Origin of the sequence: Mesorhizobium sp. M7A.F.Ca.US.006.04.2.1, assembly GCF_004022915.1 — a bacterium.
GTDB classification, from domain to species: domain Bacteria; phylum Pseudomonadota; class Alphaproteobacteria; order Rhizobiales; family Rhizobiaceae; genus Mesorhizobium; species Mesorhizobium ciceri.
Genome location: NZ_RZQA01000112.1, coordinates 1 through 10,610 on the forward strand (window position 1 = coordinate 1; position 10,610 = coordinate 10,610).

At 60.3% G+C, this 10,610-nt stretch carries 11 protein-coding genes; 6 read left to right on the top strand and 5 right to left on the bottom strand.

Translation table 11 applies throughout. The annotated features are described in order from the left end of the window. Window positions 1-100 precede the first annotated feature (100 nt). Window positions 101-319 carry a Flp family type IVb pilin gene (locus EN925_RS08810; protein ID WP_127368010.1) on the bottom strand — a complete coding sequence of 73 codons (219 nt, stop codon included), beginning with the start codon at window positions 317-319 and terminating at the stop codon, window positions 101-103. Between the two features lie 531 nt (window positions 320-850). On the opposite strand from EN925_RS08810, the gene EN925_RS08815 reads away from it, so the two are divergent. The 6 genes from EN925_RS08815 (at window position 851) to EN925_RS08840 (ending at window position 6,675) form a co-directional block, all read left to right on the top strand. Beyond that, window positions 851-2,239, top strand: coding sequence for a CpaF family protein (locus tag EN925_RS08815; RefSeq protein ID WP_128336464.1), 1,389 nt, complete (start codon window positions 851-853; stop codon window positions 2,237-2,239). Continuing rightward, window positions 2,239-3,207, top strand: a complete 969-nt coding sequence (locus tag EN925_RS08820) for a type II secretion system F family protein (RefSeq protein WP_063170095.1) — start codon at window positions 2,239-2,241, stop codon at window positions 3,205-3,207. The genes EN925_RS08815 and EN925_RS08820 overlap by 1 nt, the downstream gene beginning before the upstream one ends. An 18-nt stretch (window positions 3,208-3,225) precedes the next feature. After that, the gene (locus EN925_RS08825) at window positions 3,226-4,176 is read left to right on the top strand and encodes a type II secretion system F family protein (protein ID WP_063170096.1); all 951 of its coding nucleotides are present in this window, start codon (window positions 3,226-3,228) and stop codon (window positions 4,174-4,176) included. A gap of 52 nt (window positions 4,177-4,228) precedes the next feature. Beyond that, window positions 4,229-4,771, top strand: a complete 543-nt coding sequence (locus EN925_RS08830) for a tetratricopeptide repeat protein (RefSeq protein ID WP_127368012.1) — start codon at window positions 4,229-4,231, stop codon at window positions 4,769-4,771. Between the two features lies 1 nt (window position 4,772). Further along, window positions 4,773-5,312, top strand: a complete 540-nt coding sequence (locus EN925_RS08835) for a prepilin peptidase (protein ID WP_063170098.1) — start codon at window positions 4,773-4,775, stop codon at window positions 5,310-5,312. A gap of 307 nt (window positions 5,313-5,619) precedes the next feature. After that, entirely contained in the window at window positions 5,620-6,675 is a 1,056-nt protein-coding gene (locus EN925_RS08840; RefSeq protein ID WP_245460876.1) for a hypothetical protein, read from the top strand. 19 nt (window positions 6,676-6,694) lie between these two features. On the opposite strand, the gene EN925_RS08845 is transcribed toward EN925_RS08840, so the two are convergent. The 4 genes from EN925_RS08845 to EN925_RS08860 all read right to left on the bottom strand — a co-directional run. Beyond that, window positions 6,695-7,642: a nucleoside hydrolase gene (locus EN925_RS08845; RefSeq protein WP_164766073.1), complete on the bottom strand. Its 948-nt coding sequence runs from the start codon at window positions 7,640-7,642 to the stop codon at window positions 6,695-6,697. Continuing rightward, on the bottom strand, window positions 7,639-8,652 hold the full coding sequence (locus tag EN925_RS08850) for a nucleoside hydrolase (RefSeq protein ID WP_127368014.1): 1,014 nt from the start codon (window positions 8,650-8,652) through the stop codon (window positions 7,639-7,641). The genes EN925_RS08845 and EN925_RS08850 overlap by 4 nt, the downstream gene beginning before the upstream one ends. Before the next feature lie 11 nt (window positions 8,653-8,663). After that, window positions 8,664-9,650, bottom strand: a complete 987-nt coding sequence (locus tag EN925_RS08855) for an ABC transporter permease (RefSeq protein ID WP_013530293.1) — start codon at window positions 9,648-9,650, stop codon at window positions 8,664-8,666. After that, a partial coding sequence (locus EN925_RS08860; RefSeq protein WP_164894164.1) for an ABC transporter permease occupies window positions 9,638-10,610 on the bottom strand: 973 nt, incomplete at its 5' end. The genes EN925_RS08855 and EN925_RS08860, both read right to left, overlap by 13 nt.

Here is a 10,610-nt window from a genome sequence, read left to right on the forward strand (position 1 = left end):
TGATGAGTGTGTTCGCGCGCATGATCCCAAAAACCCCAAGAAAGGCAACATATCGGGCGACAGGGACCCGGATCAGATCCGGGTCCCGATTGGAAAATGATCAGGGAGTAGCCGTAGCAACAGTACAGTTCGTCACGCCAGCAACGCCCGTCAGCTTGCTGCAGAGATTGGTGAACGAGCCGTTCACCCACACTCCGATAGCGATGATCGTCACGATCGACGCCGCGGCAATGATGCCGATGAGGATGGAATATTCGACCATGGCAGCGCCGTTTTCATCGTCGCGGAACTGCCGGGTCATCGTCATGAGCTTCTTCATGTCAATTTCTCCCTTTGGAGGTTGGAACCCGACGAGACAGAGCAAGAGATGAAATCCATACCCAAGCATCCCCCGTCATCTCGATCCTAGGTCCCGAGAAAATGCAGAGTCAAACGACATTAAGGGTTCCTTAACTTTCATGTACCTGATTCGGCAAGAAGGTTGCAAAGTGAAATCTTATCAAGGGATTGATTCTTTTCATTTTTCGATTGCCCTTAACCATTCATTCACAATTTAGCCGCTCATGTGGCGAAACCGTGGAAGCATTAGAAGAAATGCATATTCCTTTATATCTAAGGACTTAAGAGGGAGTTTTGCTAATTTTCGCGGCGCGGGCGCATGAGCCTGAGAGCTGAGGATAAATTTGGGGAACTCCGCATGCCCTCTGCATCAAATAATCAAGGGATTTGCGGTCCTTGATCTTAACTATGCCGAAAGTAATGGCTGTGCGCCGGGCATCCAGGCGCTTGTGCGCTCGTTGGTTAACGTTTAGTTTCCGCTAATGCGTGTCCGAGGGGAGTATAAGCAATTATGCTGGGACGGTTCATCAAGGGGCCAAGCGAACAGCAGGCAGTGACAAAGGTCGAGCTGCTGGCGGTGCAGCCTGTTGCTCCGGCTCTTCTGCCAGCCGTTGATATTCAATCGCATGGTGACGATTTCCTGACGATCAAGGTCGAGCTGCATCGCCACTTGATCGACCGGTTCAACCTGACCGAGCTTGAAAGTGCTTCCAAGGATGAGATCCTGAACGAGATCCGTCCAATCGTGCGCGAGTTCGTTCGCGCTCGCGCGGTGCCGCTGAATGCGCGCGAACTCGATCAACTCACCAGCGACACCGCCGACGAGATGCTGGGCCTCGGGCCGATCGAACCGCTGCTCAAGGATGATTCCATTACCGACATCCTGATCAATACTCACAAGCGCGTTTTCATCGAGCGGCGGGGCATCGTCGAAGAGACGCCAATCCGGTTTCGGGACGAGGCCCATCTGCTGCGCGTCATCAACAAGATCGTTTCGGCTATCGGCAGGCGGGTCGATGAATCGTCGCCCATGGTCGATGCCCGGCTGGAAGACGGCTCACGTGTCAACATCGCGGTGCGGCCGGTCTCGGTCGACGGCCCGCTGGTATCGATCCGCAAATTCTCGAAGAATCCCTATTCGCTCGAACGTTTGATGGCATTCAATTCGATCCGTCCGCCGATGATCGACCTGCTGCGGATCGCAGTCCAGGCGCGCAAATCGATCCTGGTTTCGGGTGGCACCGGCAGCGGCAAGACAACGTTGCTCAACGCCTTGTCGAGCTACATCCCTTCGAAGGAGCGGCTGATCACCATCGAGGATGCGGCAGAACTGCAATTGCAGCAGCCGCATGTCGGCCGGCTCGAGACGCGCCCGCCCAATGTCGAGGGCAGGGGCGAGGTTCGCCAGCGCGAATTGCTGAAGAACGCGCTGCGCATGCGACCGGACCGCATCATCGTCGGCGAGGTGCGCGGCGAGGAAGCTTTCGACATGCTACAGGCAATGAACACCGGCCACGAAGGCTCGATGACGACAATCCATGCCAACACGCCGCGCGATGCGATCTCGCGGCTGGAGCAGATGGTCGGCATGGCCGGCATGCCGATGACGCATGATTCGATCCGGGCGCAGATCGCCTCCGCCATCGACATCATCGTCCAGACACAGCGGCTCTCGGATGGCGGCAGGCGTGTCACCTCCATATCGGAACTGACCGGCATGGAGGGCAATGTCGTGCAGCTTCAGGAAATCTATCATTTCGTCCGCCGTGAGGTGACGGCCGAGGGCAAGGTCGTCGGAGACTTTCGCGCAACCGGTGTCCGTCCGCGCTTCGCTCCAGAGGCGGCGACGCTTGGCCATCATTTTGCCAAGGACGCCTTCAACCCGCAGGTTGCCCTCTGATGCCGACTGGTCAAGCTCTGCTATACTTCATCTACATGCTGGCGGCAGCCTCGGTCATCCTCGCCGGCGAAGCTCTTTATCTTTCATTTGCCGGCCGCCGCTCTCGGTCTCTAGCAGTCAATCGCCGATTGAAGCGGCTCGCTGGCGACGTCCCGGCCGAACAAACGCTACAGGGATTGCTGCGGGAGCGTGGCCTCACTGACTCCGGCGACTTTCTTTTTGGAATGGTGTGGCTGAACAGACTCTATACTCAATCCGGCATTACCGGAAATCCCCTGACGTTCGCCGCGACATTCCTGCTCGTCGGACTAGCGATGGCGTTGCTCCTGGTACTCTTCAATTTTTCCGCTTTGGCGTCGCTTCTTATCTTTCTGGTCGTAGGGCTTGTCCTGCCGCTTCTCGTCCTCCGGCGCGCCCGCAACAAGCGAATCCAGAAGTTTGCCAAACAGCTGCCGGACGCGCTCGACATGATCGTTCGTTCGCTGCGCGCCGGACACCCGGCTTCGGTCGCCATCGGTCTGGTCGCGCGCGAAATGCCGGATCCGCTCGGCACCGAGTTCGGCATCGTCTCCGATGAGATCACTTTCGGTCTCAGCATCGAGCAGGCTGTGCGAAAGCTTTCGCAGCGTGTCGGCTTCGAGGGTCTTCAGTTGCTGTCGGTATCCCTGTCGATCCAGGCCAAGACCGGCGGTAATTTGACCGAAATCTTGTCCAACCTATCCTCGGTACTGCGAGAAAGGCAAAAGCTTCGAATGAAAATTCGGGCGCTTTCCGCTGAAGGGCGCGTGTCGGCCTGGATTATATCACTGTTTCCGCTCGTCATGTTCTTGATCCTTCAACTTCTTGCTCCCTCCTATTATGGAGGCGTGTGGCACGATCAGCTCATTTTCCCAGTCTTCACCGTATTCGGGGTGTGGGCTTTGTTGGGGGATTTCATCATGTATCGAATGGTTAATTTTGATTTCTAACAGGGGCGACGAATAAAATTGTTTTCGAATATTCAGGATCTGGGTTTCTTGGTATCTATCGTCGTGTTTGCGGCGGCGGCATCTTTTTTCCTGTTCGGTGCGCTCGTCTTCCTGCCGGCTCTGCAAACACGAAAGCTCGTCGCGCAGAGCCTGATGGGCGAAGGAATTACAGACCGCCGGTCAATGCTTGGACAGGACGTGCTTGCCAAGCTTGCGGCACAACGGCCAGTCGACGCCTACTTCAAGTCGATCGAAAAGGAGCGCGATGAGCCGAATGCTTTGGAGGCGAAGCTCTTTCGTGCCGGCTTTTACAAATCAAGTGCACCGCTGGTTTACACCCTGTCCCGTCTGGTTGCAGTCTGCATTGGGTTTTTGGCCATCTATGCCCTGCTGTCGCGGGTCCTTCCACCACAGCTGCCTGGTTTCATAACTTTTGCCGGCTCTGCTTTGTTCGGCCTGGCCTGCATGGTGATTCCGAGCATCATGCTCGATCGCTTCGAGAATGGTCAGAAACGAATCTATCGCCGTGCCTTTCCCGACTTCATGGACATGATGATCACATGCGCCGATGCAGGCATGAGCCTTGAGGCGGCGGTCGAACGTGTGAGTCACGAAATGGCTGCCACCCACAAGTGGCTGGGGATCCAACTGTCTATCATGAATTTGCAACTGCGCGCCGGCAAGCCGTTGCGGGAGGCGTTACGGGAACTCGCCGATCGCATAGGCCTTGAGGAGGCGCGGGCACTAGCGGTGCTGTTCCGGCAATCGGAAGAACTCGGCACCAGCCTCACCGATGCCTTGCGTGTTTATAGCGCCGAAATGCGCAGTCAGAGAATTCTGAGTGCCGAGGAGCGCGCCAATTCACTCCCGGTCAAGATGATGATTCCGTTGGGTCTCTGTATATTCCCAGTCGTGATGGTGGTGATCATGTTGCCGGTCATCATTCGCATGAGAGGCGTTTTCTTCTAGTTTAGTATATCATTTGGCCCTAATGTGAGTCGGGGGCCCAGGGGACGGACGTATGAAGAGGGTTATCGCGGCCGCGGCCTGTCTGCTCATGGCGGTGCTTGCCGGTTGCCAGACGGCGGACACAACCGACGGTGTCGTGCGCACCAACGAGCCGTCGAAGGGCGACGTGACGTCTTTTGGCGATGCTTTCGACGGGCTGAAAACGGTCAGCGACGTCGAATACTATGCCTCGGACCAGGCGGTCGCCGAAGCCAAGAACCAGTTCCGTGCCGAAAATTACGGCAATGCCGGCGCGCTGTTCTTCAAGGCGACGCAACTGGCACCCAATGACGGCAACGCCTGGATGGGGCTGGCCGCCTGCACCGACCGGATCCACCGTTTCGACCTGTCCGACCGCGCCTATGCCAGGGCCTTCAAGCTGGGCGGCGCGACGCCCGAATATTACAACAATGTCGGCTATTCCTACCTGCTGCGCGGCAAGTTACAGGATGCCCGCTCGAACTTCCTCAAGGCTTACGAGCTGGCGCCCAACGACCCGACCGTCGCCAACAATCTGAAGCTTTTGTCGTCAAGCGTGCAGAACGTCGAGCGCTAGCATGTTGCTTGCCGAAGCGCTGCTGCTGAAGGTGCTCGCAATCCCTCTGCTGGCCAGGATTGCCTGGCTCGATTTCACCACCCAGAAAATTTCCAATCGCGACGTGCTGCTGCTGCTCTGTCTGGGCGCCGGGGGCCTGCTGTTGCTGTCGCTCCAATCCGGGTCGTGGTGGGACATGGGACTGAGCACCAGTGCGGGGCTTCTGTTGTTCGTCGCGCTCTTGCCCTTCTGGGCCTTGCGCAAGATCGGCGCCGGCGATGTCAAGCTGATAGCAGTCGTGCCCTTCCTGATCAGCGGCAGCGGTCTCGCGGTGTTTTCGGTGCTGCTCCTGGTTTTCGCCTTGGCCACTGCCGCGATCGTGAAAAACCCATTCCTGCTGCCGGCGGGCGCTTTTCGGCTCATCGTCCAGCATCTGGACCGCAAGGGGGTGGTGCCGTTCGGCGTGCCGACCTCGCTGGCCGCGATCTGTACGCTGGCGTTCCTGATCTACAAGAGCTTGATCCTGGCGAGCAGTTCTGGGATCCTCAATCAGCTCAACTGACCTCGACAGTTCGCGCGGCTGAACGCGCTGCGATCGACACTTCCCCGAAGCCTTCGCCGGCGCGTTGGCTGACGGAACAAACGAAAAACCCGCCTGTGCGGCGGGTCACTGGCGCAAATCAGCACCATGGACAAAAATGTACCATAGCTGAGTGCAGGGAGTCAAGAAAAAATTCCTATCAGGTTGATGGCTAGATAAACAATCACAGGGAGAAGGCAGCATGGCACTTCACCTTTCGGCGGATGCTCCGGTCTCGGTCGCGGCGCCTCCACAGAAATATCTGTTCGGTCCGTTCATCGATTTTTTCATGCTCGGCGGGAGCGCGTTCCTGATCCTGCCGATCCTGTTCTTTGTGCCTCTTAGATACGAGGGCGTTGTGGCGGCGGTAATGCTCTTGCTCGCCAATCTGATAAACCATCCACATTTTGCCCACTCGTATCAGATTTTCTATCGCGATTTCGGGCGCAAGGTGCGCGGCGACGGATATGACAGGAATCTCCAGATCCGCTACATCATCGCGGGCATTGCCGTCCCAATGATCATGGTCGCTTTCTTCGCCTATGGCTCCGTAACCGGCAACGCCCGCCTGCTGGGATATGCCACCAACGCGATGGGCTTTTTCGTCGGCTGGCACTACGTCAAGCAAGGCTATGGCATGCTGATGGTGGACGCGGTGCTGAAGCGCAAATTCTTCAGCGATCAGGACAAGAAAGCGCTGCTGTTCAACGGATATGCCGTGTGGCTGTTCGCCTGGCTCCAGACAAACGCGGTGATCACCGAAAGGCAGTTCTGGGGCCTGGACTACTACACATTCGCTGTCCCGCCCTGGCTCCTCAACATCGCGCTCGCGGTCGCCGCTGCCTCCTCGGCGGCCACCGCCGTGATGTTCGTCAATCGCTGGCGCAAACATGGCGGCGCTCTGCCGTATAACGGTGTCGTCGCTTACGTCACGACCCTCTATGCCTGGATTCTGTTCGTGAGATTGAACCCGCTTTGGCTGCTCGTGGTACCGGCGCTCCATTCGTTGCAGTATTTGGCGGTGGTCTGGCGTTACCAGACCAACGTCGAGCGCGACCGCGTGGATGCCGTCAAGGATCCGGAATTCAGGGTGCTGTCCATTCTTGGGCCGATGTACAGGCTGCGGGTGCTGATATTCATCATCGCTGGCACAATTCTCGGTGCTCTCGGTTTCTGGCTCGTGCCGATGGCGCTGAGTGCCCTGGTTCCCTACGACAAACAGGTGCTCGGCTCGTCGCTTTTCCTCTTCATCGCGTGGATATTCATCAACGTGCACCACTACTTCCTGGACAATGTGATGTGGCGTCGCGGCAACCCGGAAGTCTCGAAATATCTGTTCCGCTAACCCTCAGTCCGTTGGATGTTCAGTCCCGCAGGAGATCGAACATCAGCTTGAAGAAGCGGTCCGCGTCGACCTCATGGGCGATGCGGGCATTGTCCTTTTCACCGCGCTCGCCCCAGTAGTCGGCGATGGTCGCGCCGAAGGCGTAGGTGCCGGACAGATCGACTCCGATATGGGCAGGGCGCGTGCGCACCAATGTCGGGTCGATGGCCAGCGCCAGCGCCAGCGGATCGTGCATGGCGCCGCCGACGCCCATCGAGTTGCGGTGCAGCTTCTCGTAGAACAGCAGCCAGTCGTTGACGAGCCGGCCGAGCGGCGTGTCGATGGTGGCGAGTTCGGCATATTGCGGCGCCTCGATCAGCACCTGCATGGTGACGTCGAGGCCGACCATCAGGATCGGCACGCCGCTGTCCAGCACGATCTTCAGCGCTTCGGGATCGCAGAACGCGTTGAATTCGGTCGGCGTGATGATCTCGCTCTTGCGGTAGAACACGCCGCCCATCCAGATCAGCTCCTTGATCTTGGGCAGCACGTCGCGATGCTTGAGGATCATCAGGCCGATATTGCTGAGCGGGCCGGTGGCGACGACCAGGATCGGTTCGGGCGCGGCGCGCAGCCTGTCGGCCAGGAAATCGACGGCATGCCGGTCAACCGGCTTGATCGTCGCCTGCGGCAGGTAGGGCGAGCCCTCGAGCCCGCTCGGGCCATCGGCGGTGCCGAGCACCAGCGGGCGCGCCAGCGGGCGGTGACAGCCCTGCGCGACAGGCACGTCGCCGGCGCCGATATACTCCAGGATGCGCAAGGCATTGGCGGTCGTCTTCTCGACTTCCGCATTGCCGCAGGTCGTGGTGACGCCGATGAGTTCGATGGCCGGCGAGCGATGCGCCATGACCAGCGCAATGGCGTCGTCGTGGCCGGGGTCGCAGTCGAACAGGATAGGAGTTGGCTTGGTCATCATGTCGTCTTTCACGCCGCCCGCTCGTAGCGCGCTATGGTTTTCTTGAAGCCGTCGAGGAAACGCCGGCCGTCCAGGCCGGTGCAGATGCGGGTGGTCTTGGGCCCGCCGCCGGGCAGCAGTTGCCGGCCGCGATAGGCGACGGTCTGGCCGCGCGCCAGCCTGCCGTCGAGCACGACGTCGGCGAACAGCGGCTCGGTCATCGTCGCCAGGCCGGGATCGAAAGCCAGCGCCACGGTGATCACGTCATCCATCGGGAACCCGACGAGGTCGAAGAATTCGCGCCAGATGTCGATGTAGATCGGGAAGCTGTCGGCGATCATCTCAAGGACGGGATTGTCCCTGGCGACGGCCTGCATGTCGGCGATGTCGTCGCGCGTCAGCATCGAGTCGGCGACGCGGTTGTCCTCGCAGATGTCGAGGGGGACGAGGATCTTCTCGACATCGGCGTTGAGCACGATGCGCGAAGCCTCCGGATCGGCCCAGATGTTGTACTCCGACAGGGGTGTGATGTTGCCCGGCGTCTGGAAATTGCCGCCGAGCACGATCAGCCGCTTGAGTGCACCGGTCAGTCCCGGCTCCTGCAACAGCGCCATCGCCGTGTTGGTCAGCGGGCCGGTCGTCACCAGCGTGATCTCGCCCGGATTGGCCATGACCGTCTCGATGATGAAATCGACCGCATGTCCCGACGTGGCCTGCCGCACCGGCGTCGGCGCCGGCGGGTTGAACTTCTTCAGGCGATCGCCGAAACGGGCGACAAGCCGTTTTTCGAAATGCACCGGCGCCTCCATGTCGGCCTTGGCGTTGCCGACGATCGGCCGCCACGCGCCGGCGTGAACCGGGATATCGTTACGCCCGGCGAGCGTCAGCGTGTTGAGGACGACGTTGGTGACCTGTTCGATCGGGCCGGCCGCACCGGTCACGGTGGTGACACCCTCGAGCCGGAGTTTGGGATTGACCGCTGCAAACAGCACGGCGAGAATATCGTCGCCGGCTGAATCCACGTCGAGGATTATGCGTTCCATAAAGGCTTCCTTCACTGGGGATTTTTGCCGCCGGGTTCGGTGTTCCTGTCTACCGACAGCAGTTTCCGCATCGATTCCAGCGTCTCCGCGATGATCCTCGGGCGCGCCCGGTAGGACAGCGCGAACAATGCGATCAGCGCGACGACATAGGGGACGGTGAGAACCAGGTAGGACGGATAGCCAAACGTCTGCAGGCGCAACGAAAAGGCATCGGCGAAGCCGAACAGCAGGCAGCCGGCCAGCACCTTCAGCGGATCGCCGTTGGAAAAGATCAGGATCGCCACCGCCATGAAACCACGGCCCGACGACATGTTTTCGGTGAACATGGTGATGTAGCCGAGGGACAGATGCGCGCCGGCGAGGCCCGCCAGCAATCCGCACAGCAGGGATGCGATGTAGCGGACGCGGGTGATCGAGATGCCAAGCGCCTCGGCGGCTTCCGGCTTTTCGCCGACGACGCGGATATAGAGGCCGAGCCGCGTCCGGTTGTAGCAGACGACCAGCAGCGGCACGGCGATGAAGGCGGCATAGACGAGCGGCGTGAAACCGGAGATCAGCGGCGCCCAGGAGCCGAGAAGGTCGCGGGCGCCGGGCAGCTGGACTTTCGGCAGGCCGACGATGCCGTGACCGACGATCGAACCGCGCGTGCCGAAGATCGCTTTCATCAGCGAGATCGTCATGCCGCCGGCCAGGATGTTGAGCGCCAGCCCGACGACAACTTCATTGGCCTTGAAGCTCACCACCAGGACAGCAAAAACCAGGGCGAAGACGAGCGCCGCCGCAACGCCGCAGGCGACGCCCGCCAGTGCGGAACCGGTCCAGATCGAACCGAGGACGGCGAAGAAGGCGCCGACCAGCATCTGCCCCTCGAGGCCGATGTTGAAGATGCCGGCCTTGGTGGTGAACGAGCCGCCAAGCGCGACCAGAAGGATGGGCGCGGTGGTGCGAAGCGTCGCAGCGATCAGCGCGACGTTGATGAGCTTGTCTAGAATTTCCATCGCCGCTCCCCTGCCTGGCTGTCGCCGCGCTTTCTCACCAGCACCTGGGCCGACACGCTGAGGATGATCAGCGCCTGGATCACGGTGATGATTTCGCGCGACGCGCTGGTGTCGACCTCGAGCAGCAGCGATCCGTTGCGCAGGGCACCGAAGAACAGTGCGGTGAAGATGGTGGCGACCGGCGAGCCATTGGCGAGCAGGGCGGCGATCAGCCCGTCGAAGCCGAAACCGGGGGCAAATCCTTCCATGAAGCGGTGATGGACGCCGAGCGTCTCGACGCCGCCGGCCAGCCCGCCGACGGCCCCTGAAAGCAGCAGGACCAGGAAACCCTGCCGTTTCACGTTGACGCCGCCATATTCGGCGAATTTCGGCGCCGAGCCGACCATCGTGACGCCGTAACCCCATTTGGTGTAGCGGAAGACAAGGGCCGCGCCGACCGCCAGCACCAGGCCAATGACCAGGCCCCAGTTCAACCGCGAGAAGGCGAAGATCTCCGGCAGATAGGATGTCGCCAGGATCGGCGGCGTCTCCGACCAGCCGCCCGGCCGCTTGAACAGGAAGATGGTGAAGTAGGATGTGAGCAGCACCGCCACGTAGTTCGACAGGATCGTCGAGACGACCTCGTTGGTGTTGTAGCGGGCGCGGAAATAGGCGGGGATGGCGACCCAGGCCGCGCCCGCCACGACCGCCAGCGCCAGTGCTGCCAGTGTGTGGATGCCCGCGGGCAGGGGCATGGCAAAGCCGACCCAGGCGGCGGCGAAGCCGCCGAGGAACAGCTGGCCCTCGATGCCGACGTTGAACATGCCGCCGCGCAAGCCGATGCAGGCCGCGACACCGCAGATCAGGATCGGCGTCGTCTGCAGCAAGGTCCCGGCAATCTTCTCCTGATCGCCGAAGGCGCCGCGCAACAGTGTCATGAACACACGCACCGGGCTTTCGCCGACCATGAGGATGATGATC

Bases quoted from the DNA above. Each gene is read 5' to 3' on its own strand.
- EN925_RS08810 (WP_127368010.1), bottom strand. From the start codon at position 319: ATGAAGAAGCTCATGACGATGACCCGGCAGTTCCGCGACGATGAAAAC.
- EN925_RS08815 (WP_128336464.1), top strand. From the start codon at position 851: ATGCTGGGACGGTTCATCAAGGGGCCAAGCGAACAGCAGGCAGTGACA.
- EN925_RS08820 (WP_063170095.1), top strand. From the start codon at position 2,239: ATGCCGACTGGTCAAGCTCTGCTATACTTCATCTACATGCTGGCGGCA.
- EN925_RS08830 (WP_127368012.1), top strand. From the start codon at position 4,229: ATGAAGAGGGTTATCGCGGCCGCGGCCTGTCTGCTCATGGCGGTGCTT.
- EN925_RS08835 (WP_063170098.1), top strand. From the start codon at position 4,773: ATGTTGCTTGCCGAAGCGCTGCTGCTGAAGGTGCTCGCAATCCCTCTG.
- EN925_RS08840 (WP_245460876.1), top strand. From the start codon at position 5,620: ATGCTCGGCGGGAGCGCGTTCCTGATCCTGCCGATCCTGTTCTTTGTG.
- EN925_RS08850 (WP_127368014.1), bottom strand. From the start codon at position 8,652: ATGGAACGCATAATCCTCGACGTGGATTCAGCCGGCGACGATATTCTC.
- EN925_RS08855 (WP_013530293.1), bottom strand. From the start codon at position 9,650: ATGGAAATTCTAGACAAGCTCATCAACGTCGCGCTGATCGCTGCGACG.